Genomic DNA, 18,224 nt, shown 5'->3' with positions numbered 1-18,224 from the left:
TATCAATGAAAAAACAGGACCTTCCCCAAGACGAAAGCAACTTACAATCTGCCAACATGACAGAAGTTCTGTATGTTACGGATGAAAACGACAATTATACAACAGCCAACAGCATTGGCTGGGATGCCAAAAAAGCAGCTTTGGAAGAATCGATGGAACTGATCCACGAAAGAATTGAAGAAGCAAGACAGAACGTAGCCAATCAAAAGGTAAGTCCTATCATTTATTTCATGGAACTGAATAAAATGGACTTTCAGGTACTTTCGGCCTACGTAGGAATATGGCAATGGCGGGTAAAAAGACACGGAAAACCCACAATATTTAAAACACTAAGCCAATCGGTTCTAAAAAAATATGCAGATGCTTTTGGAATTTCAGTAGATGAATTAAAAAATTTCGACGGAAAATAAATAGAGACTTTGAAGGTTAAAAAAAACTTCAAGATTTGGTAAAATCAAGCTAAGAATGAAAATTAATTTTGAACACCATCAGACTGCGCATTGCGAAAACGGTGTTGCCTCCAATTTATTATTAAACAAAGGGTTGAAACTAAGCGAACCTATGATCTTCGGAATAGGTTCAGGGTTATTCTTTGTATATCTCCCTTTTTTAAAAGTAAATTTTGCACCCGGATTCAGCTATCGGCCCATGCCGGGAGCGATCTTTAGCAAAGCCGCAAAAAGACTGGGAATTAAAATTAAAAGAGAAAAATTTTCAAACCCTGCTGATGCTCAAAAAGCATTGGAAAGGAACTTAAATAATAATACTCCGACAGGTTTACAGGTAGGCGTTTTTAATCTAACTTATTTTCCGGAAGAATATAAATTCCATTTCAACGCGCACAATCTCGTAGTGTACGGAAAAGAAGACGGAAAATTCCTGATTAGCGATCCTGTGATGGACTATGTCACCACCCTTTCCGAAACCGAATTGGAAAAAGTAAGATACGCCAAAGGAGCGCTTCCTCCGAAAGGTCATATGTACTATCCTACTTACATTCCAGAACATGTAAATCTGGAAGAAGCTATAAAAAAAGGAATTAAAGATACCTGCAAAAATATGCTGGCACCCGTTCCGATCATCGGGGTAAAAGCCATGCGATGGGTGGCGAAAAGCATTCCGAAATGGGCAGCAAAAAAAGGCACTAAAACGACCAATCATTATTTAGGTCAGTTAATTAGAATGCAGGAAGAAATCGGTACCGGAGGTGGCGGTTTCAGATTTATTTATGGTGCATTTTTACAGGAAGCAGCCGTTATTCTTAAAAATGAAAAATTAAACGAACTTTCCAAGGAAATTACCATGATCGGTGATCTTTGGAGAGACTTTGCCGTAGATATTGCGAGAGTTTACAAAAACAGAAATTCGAAAAGCGATATTTATAATCAACTTTCAAAAAATATGCTTCACATTGCAGATCTGGAAGAAGCCTTCTATAAAAAACTGAGAAAAGCAATATAACGTGGAACATTTCATAGAAATAAAAAACCTATACAAGAAATATAAAAATGCAGAAGATTTTTCTGTAAATGATATTTCTCTAAGCATCGATAAAAACGAAATCTACGGAATTCTGGGACCAAACGGAGCCGGAAAAACCACATTAATTTCTATGCTCTCGGGATTGATAAAACCTACTTCCGGGCAATTTAAAATTGATGGACTGACACCGCAGAAAAATGGTTTTAAATTAAGGCAGATCATCGGAATTGTTCCTCAGGAATATGCTTTATATCCAACATTAACGGCCAGAGAAAATTTAATGTTTTTCGGAAGTCTGTATGGCTTAAGTCATAAAAAATTAAAGAACGCAATTGATGAATCTTTAGAAATTATGGGTCTATCAAAATTTGCAGACAAAAAGGTAGAACAGTTTTCCGGGGGAATGAAACGTCGCTGCAATCTGATTGCCGGAACGCTTCACAATCCTAAAGTACTGTTTCTGGATGAGCCAACGGTTGGCGTTGATGTTCAGTCGAAAAAAGCAATTATCGATTATCTTTTAGATTTAAATAAAAAAGGAACCTGCATCATCTACACGTCTCATCACCTTTCGGAAGCGGAAGAGTTCTGTACAAAAATTGCCATTATCGATCATGGAAAAATTCACGCTGTCGGAACGCCGGAAGAGTTGGTAAACAGAGTTTCTAATGCGGAAAATCTTGAAGATGTTTTTATTTCATTAACCGGAAAAGAATTAAGAGATGTTGTTGTATAAATTGTGGAGAAGTTTCGTTAAGGAAATCCTTTTGCTGAAAAGAGATATCGGAGGAATCGTTATTATTTTCGTGATGCCTTTATTGCTAATTATCACGATTACATTGATTCAGGATTCCACCTTTAAAAATCTGGAAGGATCAAAAATCCCAATCATATTTATTGATAATGATAAATCTGAAGTTTCAAAAAATATAAAACAGGAACTTGAAAGCAGTAAAAGTTTTGAGCTTTTAACCAATTTCACAGAAAAATCAGCTCAGGACGCTGTTTTTGGAGGAGATTATCAGATGGCCATTGTTATCCCGAAAAATTTAACGAAAGATATCAATTCTAATATAGATTCAAAAGTTCAGACCATCGTCAGCTCATTTGGACTGGAATCAGATTCTTCTGCGGTAAAGAAAAATGTTTCAAAAGCCCAAGACATTCATCTTTATTTTGATCCGGCTACCAATATAGGATTCAAAAACAATGTGATGAATGCCGTGAATAAAATGGTTTTTGAAATCGAGAATAAAAAGATTTACAAAGCATTTCAGGATCAGCTGGGAACAACAGAAAATCTTGCGGAGAATAAAAACCTGATTAGCTTTAAAGAAATTACACCCAAAAAAGGAAAAACGGATGTCATGCCGAATTCCGTTCAGCACAACGTTCCGGCTTGGGCGCTGTTTGCTATTTTCTTTATCGTTGTGCCTTTATCGATTAATTTAGTTAAAGAGAAAAGTCAGGGTACGAGCGTGAGGGTAAGAATAAGCCCAACTCCTTATTTCATTCATATTTTAGGAAAAACGTTTACTTATCTTATCATCTGCGTTATTCAATTTTTATTGATGGTTGCCGTTGGAATTTATCTTTTCCCGTATATGGATTTGCCACAATTTGACGTTACCGGAAAAATGTTCCAGCTCATTGTTGTCACCATATTTGCTGGTTTGGCAGCGATTGGATTTGGTGTTTTATTGGGAACAGTAGCCGACACACAAGAACAGTCTGCGCCATTTGGTGCAACTTCGGTCGTAGTTTTGGCAGCCGTTGGCGGAATCTGGGTTCCTGTATTTTTAATGCCTGAATTTATGCAGACGATCGCTAAATTTTCTCCAATGAACTGGGGACTGAATGCTTATTATGACATTATTTTAAGAAACAGCGGGATCGGAGGTATTGCCAAAGAAATCACATTCTTATTTTTATTTTACGTAGCCATGGTCGCTATTTCATTATTTTACGAAAGAAAACAAAATGCAGTCTAAAGAAAATTTAACTTGTACCGAAGAAGTTCGCGTAAGATTCAACGAAACAGATCCGCTGGGAATTGTCTGGCATGGCCATTACATTGTTTATTTTGAGGATGGAAGAGAAGCTTTTGGAAGACAGCATGGCTTAACCTATCTCGATATTCAGAAAGCAGGTTATGTTACACCCATTGTAAAAAGTACCTGTGAACATTTTTTACCTTTAAAATATGGTGAGACCTTCAAAATTGTGACAACTCTTGTGAATTCAACTTCTGCGAAATTGATATACCGATACGAGCTTTTTAACGAAGAGAATAAGTTGGTGTGTTCAGGAGAAACCATTCAGGTTTTTCTGGATTCAGATAATAATTTATGTTTATATAATCCTGAGTTTTTTCAGGCCTGGAAAGATAAAATGGGATTGTAATGAAAAAGAACGCTTATATCACAGATTACAATTGCATTACTCCTTTGGGTTTTGATGTTTCTTCAAACTGGAATGCACTTTTAGAAGGAAAATCAGGCGTTGCTTTACATAAAATTATAGAAAATCAGGAGCCTTTTTATGCATCGATGATTGATTCTGAGAAATTAGAAGTTGAATTCGATAGATTCTTCGACTCCGCTCAGAATGACAATGTTGAATTCACAAGGCTTGAAAAAATGTTTTTATTAAGCTTAAAACCTTTGGTTGAAAAACATTCTATTTCAGACGGAACCGCTTTTATTTTATCAACTACAAAAGGAAATATCAGTTTACTAAAGAATCAAAATACTTTACCGGAAGGCGTTTTCCTCTCAAATTTAGCTCAAAAAATTGCTGATTTTTTCGGATTTAAAACTAAACCCATTGTTGTTTCCAATGCCTGTGTTTCTGGCGTAATGGCGATCGCTGTTGCCAAAAATATGATTCAGGCAGGAAAATATAGAGATGCTTTTGTCATTGCCGGTGACGAAATTTCTGAGTTTGTGATTTCAGGCTTTAATTCCTTCCAAGCCATCGGAACGGAAATCTGTAAACCTTACGATAAAAACCGTAACGGAATCAATATTGGCGAAGCTACAGCAGCAGTTTATATAACAAGTCATTGCGAGGAACGAAGTGACGAAGCAATCTCAAACGAAAATTTTAGTTTTAAAGTTTTAGGAGATTCTGCCATTAATGATGCCAACCATATTTCCGGACCTTCAAGAACGGGTGATGGACTGTTTGCAAGCATTAAAAATGCAATGGCAGAAGCCAATGTTACCGCAGATAAAATCGACTTTATTTCTGCCCACGGAACGGCAACAATTTACAACGACGAAATGGAAGCGATTGCTTTCAACCGAATGGAATTACAACATGTTCCTCTGAACAGTATGAAAGGTTATTACGGACATTGTTTGGGAGCATCTGGATTGTTGGAAAGTATCATTTCCATGGAAAGTGCTTTGAGAAACATTTTAATTCCATCAAAAAACTTTGAAGAAACAGGAACTTCCCAACCTTTGAATATTATTAAAGAAAACCAGCCTGCAGAAATTAAATATATTCTGAAAACGGCTTCAGGTTTTGGTGGGTGTAATGCGGCCATTGTTTTGGAGAAATTTTTAAATTTTGAATAGACCAAACACTATTCTAATTTCTGAAATCAAAATTAGCTAATATTCCATTTGTTTTTCCTTATCAGTACGTATAAGCTGAGCCTTTTCTCCAATTTCATATAATAATTTTATTAATTGATTACTAATAGCTGGAGGAAACATGGATTTAAAGTATTTCCTTTTACCATTATGGTAAATGATCAATGTTGTGATGGGTGAGTCAGAACCATCTTTCTCTGGAAAATACCATTTTCTCAGATTACTTGTTTGCAAAATATTAATAAATCTTGCATATTCTTCTTCAGAAAGAGTTCCTTTAAAATTTCCGGAATTGATTTTATCATTGAAAATTTCTCTATGTATATAAATATTTTTATTCTTATCGAGTTCTAAATTAATAATAGAGCAATTTCCATAACATGATGTTGTACGATATATCAACTTTTCAAAAGAAATAGAATGATCTATATTAAATTCTTGTCTCGTAAAAATTATTTGCGGCCTATTGTTGAATAAATTTTTAGAAAGTTCAGAGGTGGGAATTAGTATCAGTTGCTTTTCATTCATTTTTTTTATATAAAAATCATATTTACTAAAATAAATTTTATCTGATCCCACTTTAGTATATTTTGTGTAAAAACTCAATGAATCTTTTTTGATCATTATATTTAATTGTTCTTCTATTTCATTGGTAGATAAAATATTGAATCTACTTCCTTCTTCTTTTATCTTAATAAAATCATTGTTTTCTGATATCCAAGTTCCCTGTATAGTGCTTTTATTCTGTGCTTTAATAAAAGCTGCAAAACAAAATAATATTATAAATATTGTACAAATATGATTTTTCATTGGAATTTATAATTAAAATTATGGACATTTTGTTCCTTGGTAGTTCCCTAATGCTGTATTTCTTTCATTATTATTTAGCTGATGCTCTGCTTGAGTCATTGTAGTAATACCAGCTTTAGCCATAGCTCTGGCTGTTTCGAAAGAAAGATCTGGGTTATATGTCATCAATATATTTTGAAGAGTACTTAGAAAAGCTCCAAGTTCCTGATGTTCTGGTAAAAAAGTAAATCGGTTGATCATAATTCCATTAGCTGCATAATCATAACCAACAATAACACTTGGATATTGATCTTTAAAAGCTGTTTCTCCCAATTTAAATAACTCATATTTTAAAAACGCATGAATAACTTCATGATACAAAGTAACCAAGATATATTCTTTTGTTGCATTTTGTAAAATATCAGCATTTATATTAATTACAGCATTAAAAGTTCCAAACTCAGTAGAATATGATGAAAAGGTTTCACCATCCGTAAGACCTAGTCCAGTCTTAGGCTTAAAAGTTATATTGTAATTATTATTATTTTGAAAAATTTGTTTCATAGAAGATGCAAGATCATTAGTTAATGTTGGTAACTGTTGAACTATACTTTGCGCACACGGATATCCTTGAAGATTATTAATTATATCTAAATTTGTAAATAAGATATCTGGAAGATCAAATCCTCCTCCACCTCCACCGTTACATTCCAAAGGATTGCAGAATTCCATTTGTGTAGGATTTCCAGATCCATTCTCTTCTTGCCAGTTGCACTCACTCACCATATTTGATATAGGTTCACAATCAAAATATCCAGAAGGACATCCTACGGTAATAGTTCTATAAACACACTTAAATATTAGTGCCTTTGAATTTTCTGAATCATTGTAAGCTATCTTTTCTTTAACACTTAAATTTTTATTTAACATGACATTGTTAAAGAATTCGATAAAAGCCACATCTTGTTTTTCATAAAAAAAAATTTTACTGTTTTTTCTTATTATTTTCATTACGTGTACAGTAGAATTATTTTTTATAATAGGAACAACAAGATAAGAACTGTCAAAATTTCCAAATGACATTGCATAGTCCCAGTTGACTTCACCATATTTATTTAAAAAATAATTATAATCTACATTTTTAAAAAAAATATGTTGTGCCATTTTGATAAAATTTTCATCCTCATCCCAAGGAGAAAGTTTATTGTACCCTACCTTAACAGACTGCGAATAGTCAATATTTCCCGATGTGTGTAAAAAATCATCACTTCTACATTCATCAAATATAAAAATTATTCCTAAAAATAATATAAGACGGAGAATTGCATTTTTTTTCATTATACTTTTTATCATGGCTATTAAGTACGAAATATTCACCCTTGAGAGATTTTTTGCTAAACTAATACAATTTATAATAATAGGCAATAATTAAAGTTATAAAATATGGCCCTTAATTATCATAGTAATTTATTTTTATATTTGTAAAAATATCTAATTAGTATTGGCACTAAGTTGAATCAATTACTAAAAATAAAGTTGGCTAAAATCTTATTTTGTTTATAGATTTATTACACAACCTGACTAAAATAAATTAGAGAACCAAATTTCGAAGTAAACTTATTAAAAGTCTCTAAAAAAAACTTAATGAAAAAAGTAGGTACTTGCACAATAGAACATTCAAAAATCATGCTCAATAACGAAATTATTTTTGAAACCCCAACCGAAAATTTTTCAGATTTTGTGAAAGAAGCTTATAAAAGTTTAGAATTAAATTATCCTAAATTCCACAAGATGGATAACTTAAGTAAACTCGCTTTTCTTGCTTCTGAAATGATTTTAAAAAATCAAGATAACAGCAGAACAGCTATCGTTTTTGCCAACAAATCATCAAGTTTAGATACTGATTTTAAATATCAGGAAAGTATTAATTCTCAGAAAAATTATTTTCCGAGTCCTGCCGTTTTTGTGTACACGCTTCCCAATATCTGCGTAGGAGAAATCAGCATCAGGCATAAGATGCAAACCGAAAATGCGTTCTTTGTACTGGATGAATTTGACGAAGAATTTTTAAACAACTACTCGGAACAGATTTTGCAGTCAGGAAAGGCTTATAAAGTATTATGCGGCTGGGTAGAACTCTATCAGGAAAGTTATAAAGCTTTTGTATATTTGCTAACATTATAAATTTGATAATTTGAAAATGTGCTAATTTGATAATGCAAAACATCATCAGATTACAACTAAAAATTTAATATCTATCATAATTTAATCCATTTTCAAATTATCAAATTAACATATTTTCAAATTAATTTTATGGAAAACCTAAGAGAAGAATTAAAACACAAAATCATTGAAGTTCTTAATTTAGAAGACGTTGCAGTAGAAGAAATCAAAGACACAGATCCGTTATTCGGCGGAGGTCTTGGATTGGATTCTATCGACGCTTTGGAATTGATCGTTCTTTTGGACAAAGAATACGGCATCAAACTATCCGATCCTAAAAAAGGAAAGGAAATCTTCACGTCTATTGATACCATGGCGAAATTTATCGAAGAAAACAGAACAAAATAAATTAATATACCAATGTATTAATTCAACAGTCTAGCAATTGGTAAACTGTTGCATTGATACATTGGACATTATAAAAGATGGGTCAAAAAATTGCCATAACAGGAATGGGCATTATTTCTTCAATTGGAAATAACGTTGAAGAAAACCTGCATTCGTTAAAATCCGGAAAGCATGGAATATCAGATATTCAAATGTTTGAAACGCGCCATTCCGGAAATATCAAAACCGGCGAAATAAAACTGACTAATGAGAAGCTTATAGCAAAGCTTCATCTTAACGATGAAAAAAATGCTACAAGAACCGCTTTATTAGGAATGATTGCGGCAAAAGAAGCAGTAGAAAGTGCCGGAATTTCGGATATTAATGAATATAAAACCGGACTTATTTCGTCAACAAGCGTTGGTGGAATGGATATTACCGAAAAATATTTCTACAGCTACGAAGACTTTCCTGAAAAGCAAAAATATATTGACTCACACGATGCCGGAAATTCATCTTTACTGATTGCCGATTATTTGGGCTTAAAAGGTATGGTTTCCACCATCAGTACGGCTTGTTCATCAGCAGCCAACGCTATTATGATGGGCGCAAAGCTCATTAAGAGTGGCGTATTGGATCGTGTAATTGTTGGTGGTACTGATGCACTCTCCAAGTTTACTTTAAACGGGTTCAATACATTGATGATCCTTACGGATTCTTACAACACGCCTTTTGATAACGACAGAAAAGGACTCAATTTGGGCGAAGCTGCCGCTTTCATTGTCTTGGAATCCGATGAAATTGTGAAAAAGGAAAACAAAAAAGTTATAGGATATCTTTCGGGTTACGGAAATGCAAACGATGCACATCACCAGACTGCTTCCTCGGAAAATGGACAAGGAGCTTTTCTCGCGATGGAAAAAGCATTGAAAATTTCAGGTTTAGATAAAGAAAATATCGATTATATCAACGTTCACGGAACAGCAACACCAAATAACGACTTATCTGAAGGCATTGCAATGATCCGGATTTTTGGAGAGAATAAAGTTCCTGAATTTAGTTCTACAAAAGCTTTTACAGGTCATACTTTGGCGGCGGCGGCGGGAATTGAAGCGGTATATTCTTTATTAGCGATTCAAAACAATATCATTTTTCCGAATCTGAATTTCAAAACCAAAATGGCAGAATTTGATTTAACACCTGTGACTGTGCTTAAAGAAAAAAATATCAATCACGTTCTTTCCAATTCATTTGGATTTGGAGGAAATTGTTCAACATTAATTTTCTCGAAATCATGAGCGCGGTTTATATAAACGGTGCAGCCTGCATCTCGGTTCAGGACACTTTAAATGAAAAATTTTTCCAAAATCTTAAGCCTGAAAATTCATCTCAGGTTTTAAAAGCTATCGAACCCAATTACAAAGAATTCATTCCGCCTGCAGCAAGCAGAAGAATGTCTAAAACTGTAAAAATGAGTTCTGTAGCATCAAAATACGCCTTACAAGAAGCAGGCATTGAAAATCCTGATGCGATCATCGTGGGAACAGGAATAGGTTGTTCGCAGGATTCTGAAAAATTCTTAAAAAACGTACTGGATAATAACGAAGAATTTCTGACTCCGACTTATTTTATTCAATCAACACATAATACGGTTGCCGGACAAATTGCTTTGGGGCTGCAATGTCATGCTTACAATTTCACCTATGTGAATACTTCTTCATCGCTGGAATTTTCATTTTTAGATGCAAAATTGCAGATCAATGATGGTGAAGCAGAAAACGTTTTGGTAGGCTCAACAGACGAACAAACCGAAAGAACAATGGAATTGTATCAATTAAACAAGACCATTAAAAAAGAAGAAAATCTACCCGTTGATTATTTACATTCAACAACAGATGGTGTAATTTGGGGAGAAGGTGCCAGTTTTTTTGTACTAGGAAAAGATAAAACAGAAAATTCTTATGCTCAACTGAAAGATATTCAGATCAGTAACAGATTAGATTTAGATGAAACACAACAATTTATTGAAGATTTTTTAGCTAAAAACAATTTGTCAACTCAACATATTGATGCTGTGATTTTAGGTTTTAGCGGAGATGCGAAATCTGATGTTTATTATACAAAGGCAATGAGTATGTTTGAAAACTCAGCTTTATTATATTACAAACATTTGAGCGGAGAATTCAATACGGCAAGTGGTTTTTCTACATTTATGGCTTGCCATATTCTGAAAAAGCAGGAGATCCCGGAAGTGATGATGATTAATAATGTTAAAAAAGAAAGTATCAAAAATATTCTTTTGTATAATCATCTTGGAGGAAATGACCATAGTTTGGTTTTGTTGGGAAAGGCTTAGTTTGTTAAATTATTTTTGACGCAGAGAGCGCAAAGATTTTATTCTAAAATTGAAAATATTTTTCGTTCGCAATGGCGTTTCACTCAGCAAAGGTAAACAGAGTTTTTGTCATTCTGAATGAACAAAGTGAAGTGAAGAATCTATTATTAAAGATTGCTTCGTCATTTCATTCCTCGCAATGACTTAAAAAATTCAAAAACAATAAAGATGAAACATTATTCATTTATCCTATTTTATCTTTTCTGTAACGTTTTTATTTATTCGTTTCAGGGATCATTTTGGGTATATCTGTTTTGTTTTCTGATGTTTTCCGCGGTTATCGTTTGGGGATCTTTTGATATTAGATTGGGATATTTCGTCAACAGCATTACTCATAAAAGAACAAAAATCAAGGAAGTCGCTTTAACTTTCGATGACGGACCAACTGAGTTTACGCCGAAGTTTTTAGATCTTTTGAAAGAAAATAATATAAAGGCAACTTTTTTCTGTATCGGAAAACAAATTGAAAAACACCCGGAAACTTTCCAAAGAATTATTGCAGAAGGTCATACTATTGGAAATCACACACTTTCACATTCTAATAATACAGGATTTTTATCTACCTCAAAAATGATTGAAGAAATTAAAAAGTGTGATGAAGTAATGTTAAAAGTAGGGAATTTAAAAACCAATTTATACCGTCCTCCATTCGGGGTTACCAATCCGAATATTGCGAAAGCTATCAAAAAAACTCACAAAAAAAGCATCGGGTGGAATGTTCGTTCTCTGGATACCATTACAGAAGATGAGAAAAAAATTTATCGAAAAGTCACAAAAGGATTGAAAAAGGGAAGCATCATTCTTCTTCATGACACTTCGGAAAAAACGTACAATGTTTTGGTAGATTTATTAGTATTTTTGAAGGATAAGAAATATTCAACTTTTACAATTGATTCAATTATTAAGAATTAAAAAAAATGATTAAAAATATTGCTTTCGGAGCATTCCTATTAGTTTCAAGCTTCTTTTTTGCGCAAAATACGGCAATGTCAGGAGCTGAAGCAAAAGCATTTGTCACAAAAATTTCATCAGAAACGAAAGAAATAAAAACCCTGCAGAGTGACTTTACCCAAACCAAGAAAATGGATTTTTTGGATAAAAGCATCGTAACACATGGAAAAATGTCTTTAAAAACGCCTAATATGCTAAGCTGGAAATATACAAAACCTTACCAGTACAGCATTGTTTTCAAGGAGAATAAAATTTTCATCAACGATCAGGGAAAGAAATCTTCAGTTGATGCAAAAAGCAAAACTTTTGAAAAAATCAATAAGCTGATTGTCGGGAGCTCAAACGGACAGATGTTTAATGATCCTGAGTTCTCTGTTTCTTATCTTAAAAATGGTAGTTTCAACATCGCAAAATTTACTCCTAAATCGGCTCAGCTGCTGAAATATATTAAGCAGATTGAATTATATTTTCCTAAAAATCAATCAACGGTTTCTCAGGTAAATATGACGGAAGCTTCCGGAGATACTACCAATATTGTTTTCAAAAACACCAAGATCAATGCGCCGATTGCTGCTTCAGAATTTAGCTTATAGCCTGATTTTCATATCATTTATTTCATGTAAATCTTACAAGCTGGAAGGTGTAAAGCCTATTGCCAATTCAAAAAAAACTGTTGAAAATCTTTATTTTTCTTCCCATGAAGATTATGTTTATAAATGCCAGATGGATATTTATAAAAATCACGTCAGCGGAATTCTGATATTAAAAAAAATTAATGAAACAGCGCATCGTGTTGTTTTAACGTCAGATTTTGGAAATAAATTAATTGATTTTACCATTTCTGATAATGATTTCAAGCTTAATCATGTACTTCCTGACCTTGACAAAAAAATTGTCATTAACTTTTTAAAGAGTGATTTCCAGGAGCTTTTAAGGCAAAAATATCCTGTAACAGAAAGCTTTGAAAATGAAAATCAAAAAATTTATATTTCAAAAATTGAGAAGAACGTGTATTATCTGTTCTTTAACAAAGAAGATGGTTTAATGAAACAAATCATTTATACAAAGAATAATAAGGAAAAAATCGATTTCACTTTTGATGCAAAAAAACATATCTTCGCGGATAGTTTGAATCTTCAGCACAAAGACTTTAAAATAAACATAAAACTATTCCAAATAACCGAAAACGAATAAACTTTACATGAAAAAAATCATTTCTTTATTTACATTAATTATTTCAGGTTTTTCCTTAGCCCAAGTAACTTTTAATCCAGGAATCAGGGCTGGTGCCAATTTTTCACATTTTACAAATAAAGCGCAGTGGTATTCTTACATGGATTTCGATTATTCAAATAGTACTGAAGCCGACATAAACTTTAAAAATAAAACAGACTTTTATATTGGTTTATTCGGAAATATTCGCTTTGCTAAATTCTATGCCCTACAGCCGGAGATAAACTACTCAAGACAGGGTACAAAACTTGACACTAACATCAATAACTGGGATGGTCAGACCATCACGGCTTCATATATTGGGTTTCAAATCGTTAATAAATTTTATTTTAATAAATTTAATATTCATGTAGGACCAACAATGGACTTTTTGGTTGAGCAGAAAAATTTCGAAGCTACGAATGAAGTTGACCTCGGTATTACGGCGGGTATCGGAGTTGATATTACGAATAATTTTGGTATTGAAGCAAGAGTAAAAAAAGGCTTTATCCCGGTCTATACTTTCTATAACGACCATTCAAATATAACTTTCCAGGCCGGAGTATATTATACATTTAACATGAAAAAATAAATTTTATGCAGACTATTCTTAGAGACTTTTATACTTTACAATCATACGATCAGGCGGAAAATGGTAGCTTTACGGCGCATATTTCGCTGAACAAAGACCATGACATTTTCAAAGGTCATTTTCCGGGCAATCCGGTAACTCCGGGAGTTTGCATGATGCAGATTGTAAAGGAACTTTCTGAAGAATTTACCGGGTTAAAATTATTTTTGAAAACGGCTTCCAATGTGAAATTTATGGCAATTATCAATCCTTTTGAAACGCCGGATCTTACATTAAAGTTGGATATTTCGCAGACAGAAGAAGAAGTGAAAGTAAAAAATACGACTTCTTTTGGCGAGACTATTGCATTGAAAATGTCAGTTAACTACCAAAAATTGACATAATGAAACTTATCTTTTCATTCATTGCAGCTTTTATTATTTTTTTTCAATCGGAAATTGAGTCTTTGAGAGATAGCTACGCCAAAGCCAATTTGTCTAATGCCAATACGGAAGCATTTATAAATACTGCAGATAAAGCATCAGGCTCTGATGCCGTGACACAAGGTTACAAAGCAGCTGCAAAAATTATGGAAGCTAAAATCACAAAGCACAACAGAAAAGCTTTGGTAAAATCAGGCGCTACAAATCTTGAAAGTCTTATTAAAAACAATCCGAATAATATAGAACTGCGTGTTATCAGAATGAGTGTGCAGGAAAATATTCCGAAAATAGTGGGATACCGTGGAAGTCTTAAAATAGATAAGACCTTTATAATCAATAATTATGGAAAACAAAACACGGCTCTGAAAAACTATATTAAACGATTTGCAGCACAATCTAAAACTATGACCGAAGCTGAAAAAGCTAGTTTAAAATAAAACAATGACTCTGCCCGAAGTACAAAGCGCAATTTCTGAAAAGAAAATCTGTGTTTTAATACCTACTTACAATAATGCAAAAACTCTGAAAAGAGTAATTGACGGTGTTCTTGAATACACAGAAAATATAATCGTTGTAAATGATGGGTCAACCGATTCCACGCAGGAAATTTTAAGTCAGTATCTTCATATTACCGTTATTAATTTACCGGAGAATAAAGGAAAGGGAAACGGATTAAAAATCGGTTTTAGAAAGGCAAAAAAACTAGATTACAATTATGCCATCACCATCGATTCAGATGGGCAGCACTATCCCGATGATATTCCTGTTTTTGTAGAAGCATTGCAGAGCGAAAAGGAAGATGTTTTATTGATTGGGAACCGCAATATGTCTCAGGACGGAATTCCCAAGAAAAGCAGTTTTGGAAATCGTTTTTCAAATTTCTGGTTCTGGTTTGAAACAGGAATTAAATTAGAAGATACACAATCAGGATACCGATTGTATCCTTTACACAAAATTCCGAAGAAATATTTCACCCCTAAATTTGAATTTGAGATCGAAATCATCGTAAGAACCGCATGGAGACACATTCCGGTAAAAAACGTTCCGGTAAAAGTTCTTTATGATCCAGCAGAAAGAGTTTCGCATTTCAGGCCTTTTAAAGATTTCACGCGAATAAGTATTCTGAATACGATTTTGGTAACTATTACTTTAGTGTACATTATTCCGCGAAATTTCGTGAATAATTTCAAAAAAAAAAGCTTTAAGAGATTCATCAAAGAAGACGTTCTGGAAAGTGACGGGACCAATCGTACAAAAGCTTTTTCCGTCGCACTTGGTGTATTTATCGGCTTCTCTCCTTTTTGGGGATTTCATACCCTTTTGACGATTTCGTTAGCTGTACTTTTTAAACTGAATAAAGTTCTGGCATTTATAGCTTCCAATGTCAGTTTACCACCTTTTATTCCTTTCATTATTGTGGTTTCGCTATTTTTAGGATCGCCTTTTGTACATGGTGAGAGCAATTTTTTAAGTCAGGAAATAAACTTTGACCTGGTAAAAAACAATCTTCTGCAATACCTGATCGGGAGCGCCATATTATCCGTTACCATGTCGGTAATATGCGGAATTGCTACTTTTCTATTTCTGAATAAGGTGAGCCCGGAAAATAATTAATTATCAAGTTCTCTTTTTCTATTTTTAATAAAATCTTTTGGACGAACACCATTGATTTCATAAAACAGATTAGAAAAATTCTGCCTCGAAGCAATTCCACATTCTTCAGCGTAACTTTCTATTGTATAATTAAGATATGTTTTGTTATTATAGATTTGCTTTGTGATGTAATGAATTCTCAGTTCGCTCAAATATTTATTAAAATTTGTCCCTTTATATTCATTAATCACCTGCGAAAGATAGTTTGCATTGGTTCCCAGTTTGGAAGCCAGCTTTGTAATCGTAAGTCCTTTTTGATTAAACTGTTTTTTCTCTTCAAATTCTCTCAGTTTTTCAAGTATATTCTTGATCTTATCATCATCAATTGTGAACTTTCTTTCCTTTGGAACTTGGAAATTATCTTCGGTTATAGTATTGTTATTTAAATAATCTTTACGAATCTTTTCTTCTAACAAAATATATTTTCTCCGAATGTTTATTTCTCTCTTATATCTAATTATTAATAATATTATGAGCAAAACCATTAACGCAATAAGCCCATATATAATAAAAGTACCCCATAATTTCTCCTTTTTTAGTTTATTTTTCTCATCATTCAGTACTCTGGCATCGTATTCTTTATGAATTTTTGATGATAAGTAAACAAAATCCTTCGCCATAATGCTATCAGCTTTTAAAAGTTGCTTTGCATAATATAATTCCTTATTTAAATCTAATTGCTTTTTACTGTACCTGATTAGTAATTTATAGTTTTCTCTTATCCCTGAATGAATGAAATTATATTTCTGAAAGATGGAGTCTACCTTTTTAAAATTTTCAATAGCCATTTTCTCATTTCTAATATTATGGTAGCTTGCTCCTAAATAAAAATAGTTTACAGATGCCCACGAAAAATTATTGTTTTTGAGCATTCTGGGTAGAGACCTATTTAAATATTTTATAGCATTCATATAATCTTTCTTATAATAGCATGAAATGCCTTTACATTTTAAAAAATAACTTTCTTCCTGGCTAAAATCTCTAATGCCTGTAGTGTTTTTTAATCCAATTTCAACTAAAGAATCCAGCTTTCTATAATTATTAACATTCAAATAACAAACCGCCATCTGATGAATACTATTATAATAGCCTTTTTTGTTATTAAAAATAATATTAGGATGAAGTTTCTTTTTTTTAATCTCAGAAGAAAAATAATTTGTGCATTCTTTAAAATGAATTAAAGCGTCTTCATAATATCCCAGATAGCTTTTCACAACGCCTAAATGATAAATAATTTTGTGTCGCAGATATTCATCCTGTATTGTTTTAGAATATTGGTAAGCTTGGAGGTATTCATTCAGTGCCAGCTGATATTTCTTGTAATTAAAATAATATACAATTCCTTTCCCTAAATAGGCCATGCTTATCAGCTCTTTGTTTCCTGATAATTTAGCTGCCGAGATAGTACTATCTGCATAAGCTAATTTGTTTTCATTTCGAGAAGAATAAAAAACTGCATCCTTATAACCCTGTACAAGCTTAGCATAGTTCTTTTCTTTTTTTGCTTTATTGATGTATTGGTTAATATGATAAAAAGCACTGTCATCATTCTCCTCATAACGTTCATACTTTTTTCTAATATTTTCGAAACTTTCATCTTTCTTTATATTAGAGTGCAAAAGATTGAAAAATATTAAAAGAAATAACGAAAAAGTAATTCCTTTAGTAATCATAAATAATATTAGTTTTCAATATAAAAATAAAGAAAATACACAAATTATCACTGTATTTAGAATAATTTTAATCAAACCTTGTATTAATAGGGCTTAGAATAGAAGATTATATGTGTTAATTCGCAAATAAGCACGTATCAATTCCCCCATAGAGACAAATGTTGTTTTTCATGTGACATTATTTGCCCTAACTTTTCAAAACCGGAATAAGCTCTATCTCAACACCTTAAATAACAGAACCATGAAAAAGCATTTTCAAATCGCCATTTTAGTAATGATATTTATTCCAATATTGAATTCGTGCAGACAAGATGACAATTCAAATGAATCTACCACAGAAGATCTGATAAAGATCAACAAAAAGAACTCTGAAACATCAAAAAGCGACACCATAGACAAAATACCTCCAACTGATCCACCGGTAAAGGACGGACAGCAATGGAAATTAAAAAATAATTATCATTCATCTGAAGTGTAGTGCGCAATACATAAAGATGAATATTAATAGTGTCAATCAATCAAATTTTTAATTTCAAAATTTTAAAGCCATGAAAAAAATTCTTCTTGCATCAGCTGGAGTTTTAGCAATTTCACTAATGTCTTTCACAGGAACTAACAACAAAAAACTAGGACCCGTAATAACAGTATCAGGAAAAACGGTAACTGTTACAAATACACAACTTGTAAAAGCTGCTGACCTAAATTTCCTTGCTCAAAGTTTAGTAGGTTGGTCCGTTTGTGATTACCAAGCTATGAGCAATGAGTGTACAACAAGGTACAGAGATTTTCCGGATGATGCTCAAACAACGGCTCAAATCAAGTTAATTATTGCACGTTATCAATAATTTAATCTTAGACAGGGAGCGCAACAATGTTGCTTCCCTGTCTTTATAAAATAACCAG

The 18,224-nt window shown here is 32.8% G+C and carries 22 protein-coding genes; 19 read left to right on the top strand and 3 right to left on the bottom strand.

Annotated elements, in window-relative coordinates; all coding sequences use genetic code 11:
* Positions 1–5: 5 nt before the first annotated feature.
* From BLR30_RS10815 to BLR30_RS10790, 6 genes are read left to right on the top strand one after another with little or no spacing between them, the layout of a single operon-like run.
* Positions 6–410 (top strand): flexirubin biosynthesis protein DarG, encoded by a 405-nt coding sequence (locus BLR30_RS10815; RefSeq protein WP_089858226.1) that lies wholly within the window; start codon positions 6–8, stop codon positions 408–410.
* A 55-nt stretch (positions 411–465) separates the two neighbouring features.
* The gene (locus BLR30_RS10810) at positions 466–1,461 is read left to right on the top strand and encodes a BtrH-related acyltransferase DarH (protein WP_089858224.1); all 996 of its coding nucleotides are present in this window, start codon (positions 466–468) and stop codon (positions 1,459–1,461) included.
* A 1-nt stretch (position 1,462) separates the two neighbouring features.
* Positions 1,463–2,218 (top strand): ABC transporter ATP-binding protein, encoded by a 756-nt coding sequence (locus tag BLR30_RS10805; protein ID WP_089858221.1) that lies wholly within the window; start codon positions 1,463–1,465, stop codon positions 2,216–2,218.
* Positions 2,205–3,473 (top strand): ABC transporter permease, encoded by a 1,269-nt coding sequence (locus BLR30_RS10800; protein WP_089858216.1) that lies wholly within the window; start codon positions 2,205–2,207, stop codon positions 3,471–3,473. The genes BLR30_RS10805 and BLR30_RS10800 overlap by 14 nt, the downstream gene beginning before the upstream one ends.
* Positions 3,463–3,885, top strand: coding sequence for an acyl-CoA thioesterase (locus BLR30_RS10795; protein WP_089858213.1), 423 nt, complete (start codon positions 3,463–3,465; stop codon positions 3,883–3,885). The genes BLR30_RS10800 and BLR30_RS10795 overlap by 11 nt, the downstream gene beginning before the upstream one ends.
* Positions 3,885–5,066 (top strand): beta-ketoacyl synthase N-terminal-like domain-containing protein, encoded by a 1,182-nt coding sequence (locus tag BLR30_RS10790; RefSeq protein WP_089858210.1) that lies wholly within the window; start codon positions 3,885–3,887, stop codon positions 5,064–5,066. The genes BLR30_RS10795 and BLR30_RS10790 overlap by 1 nt, the downstream gene beginning before the upstream one ends.
* Positions 5,067–5,102: 36 nt before the next feature.
* Here BLR30_RS10790 and BLR30_RS10785 read toward each other — a convergent pair whose 3' ends face one another.
* Together BLR30_RS10785 and BLR30_RS10780 are read right to left on the bottom strand one after the other, a co-directional pair.
* Entirely contained in the window at positions 5,103–5,894 is a 792-nt protein-coding gene (locus tag BLR30_RS10785) for a DUF6438 domain-containing protein (protein WP_089858206.1), read from the bottom strand.
* An 18-nt stretch (positions 5,895–5,912) separates the two neighbouring features.
* Positions 5,913–7,211: a hypothetical protein gene (locus BLR30_RS10780; protein WP_089858203.1), complete on the bottom strand. Its 1,299-nt coding sequence runs from the start codon at positions 7,209–7,211 to the stop codon at positions 5,913–5,915.
* 306 nt (positions 7,212–7,517) lie between these two features.
* On the opposite strand from BLR30_RS10780, the gene BLR30_RS10775 reads away from it, so the two are divergent.
* The 11 genes from BLR30_RS10775 (at position 7,518) to BLR30_RS10725 (ending at position 15,609) form a co-directional block, all read left to right on the top strand.
* A complete protein-coding gene (locus BLR30_RS10775) occupies positions 7,518–8,057 on the top strand; it encodes a 3-oxoacyl-ACP synthase (protein WP_089858201.1) in 540 nt (179 codons plus the stop codon).
* Between the two features lie 129 nt (positions 8,058–8,186).
* On the top strand, positions 8,187–8,444 hold the full coding sequence (locus tag BLR30_RS10770; RefSeq protein WP_089858199.1) for a phosphopantetheine-binding protein: 258 nt from the start codon (positions 8,187–8,189) through the stop codon (positions 8,442–8,444).
* Between the two features lie 77 nt (positions 8,445–8,521).
* Positions 8,522–9,721: a beta-ketoacyl-[acyl-carrier-protein] synthase family protein gene (locus tag BLR30_RS10765; protein WP_089858197.1), complete on the top strand. Its 1,200-nt coding sequence runs from the start codon at positions 8,522–8,524 to the stop codon at positions 9,719–9,721.
* Positions 9,718–10,779, top strand: a complete 1,062-nt coding sequence (locus BLR30_RS10760; protein WP_089858195.1) for a beta-ketoacyl synthase N-terminal-like domain-containing protein — start codon at positions 9,718–9,720, stop codon at positions 10,777–10,779. Before BLR30_RS10765 ends, BLR30_RS10760 begins: the two co-directional genes overlap by 4 nt.
* A 207-nt stretch (positions 10,780–10,986) precedes the next feature.
* A complete protein-coding gene (locus tag BLR30_RS10755; protein WP_089858193.1) occupies positions 10,987–11,730 on the top strand; it encodes a polysaccharide deacetylase family protein in 744 nt (247 codons plus the stop codon).
* Between the two features lie 5 nt (positions 11,731–11,735).
* The gene (locus BLR30_RS10750) at positions 11,736–12,362 is read left to right on the top strand and encodes a flexirubin biosynthesis/transport protein LolA2 (protein ID WP_089858191.1); all 627 of its coding nucleotides are present in this window, start codon (positions 11,736–11,738) and stop codon (positions 12,360–12,362) included.
* Positions 12,328–12,963, top strand: coding sequence for a flexirubin biosynthesis protein LolB2 (locus BLR30_RS10745; RefSeq protein WP_089858189.1), 636 nt, complete (start codon positions 12,328–12,330; stop codon positions 12,961–12,963). The genes BLR30_RS10750 and BLR30_RS10745 overlap by 35 nt, the downstream gene beginning before the upstream one ends.
* 7 nt (positions 12,964–12,970) lie before the next feature.
* Complete coding sequence (locus tag BLR30_RS10740) at positions 12,971–13,573, top strand: outer membrane beta-barrel protein (RefSeq protein ID WP_089858187.1); 603 nt, start codon at positions 12,971–12,973, stop codon at positions 13,571–13,573.
* A gap of 5 nt (positions 13,574–13,578) precedes the next feature.
* Complete coding sequence (locus tag BLR30_RS10735) at positions 13,579–13,956, top strand: 3-hydroxyacyl-ACP dehydratase (RefSeq protein ID WP_089858185.1); 378 nt, start codon at positions 13,579–13,581, stop codon at positions 13,954–13,956.
* Positions 13,956–14,432 (top strand): hypothetical protein, encoded by a 477-nt coding sequence (locus BLR30_RS10730; RefSeq protein WP_089858183.1) that lies wholly within the window; start codon positions 13,956–13,958, stop codon positions 14,430–14,432. The genes BLR30_RS10735 and BLR30_RS10730 overlap by 1 nt, the downstream gene beginning before the upstream one ends.
* A 4-nt stretch (positions 14,433–14,436) precedes the next feature.
* Positions 14,437–15,609, top strand: coding sequence for a DUF2062 domain-containing protein (locus BLR30_RS10725; protein ID WP_089858181.1), 1,173 nt, complete (start codon positions 14,437–14,439; stop codon positions 15,607–15,609).
* Here BLR30_RS10725 and BLR30_RS10720 read toward each other — a convergent pair.
* The gene (locus BLR30_RS10720; protein WP_089858179.1) at positions 15,606–17,321 is read right to left on the bottom strand and encodes a helix-turn-helix domain-containing protein; all 1,716 of its coding nucleotides are present in this window, start codon (positions 17,319–17,321) and stop codon (positions 15,606–15,608) included. The two genes, BLR30_RS10725 and BLR30_RS10720, sit on opposite strands and share 4 nt — an antisense overlap.
* Before the next feature lie 241 nt (positions 17,322–17,562).
* On the opposite strand from BLR30_RS10720, the gene BLR30_RS10715 reads away from it, so the two are divergent.
* Entirely contained in the window at positions 17,563–17,799 is a 237-nt protein-coding gene (locus BLR30_RS10715) for a hypothetical protein (protein WP_139164619.1), read from the top strand.
* A 70-nt stretch (positions 17,800–17,869) separates the two neighbouring features.
* Positions 17,870–18,166, top strand: a complete 297-nt coding sequence (locus BLR30_RS10710; protein ID WP_089858172.1) for a hypothetical protein — start codon at positions 17,870–17,872, stop codon at positions 18,164–18,166.
* Positions 18,167–18,224: the final 58 nt, after the last annotated feature.

The sequence above is a fragment of the Chryseobacterium taeanense genome (genome assembly GCF_900099685.1).
In the GTDB taxonomy this organism is placed as follows: Bacteria; Bacteroidota; Bacteroidia; order Flavobacteriales; family Weeksellaceae; genus Chryseobacterium; species Chryseobacterium taeanense.
The sequence above is the reverse complement of the archived record's forward strand: the minus strand, read 5'-3'. Positions and strand labels throughout refer to the sequence as shown.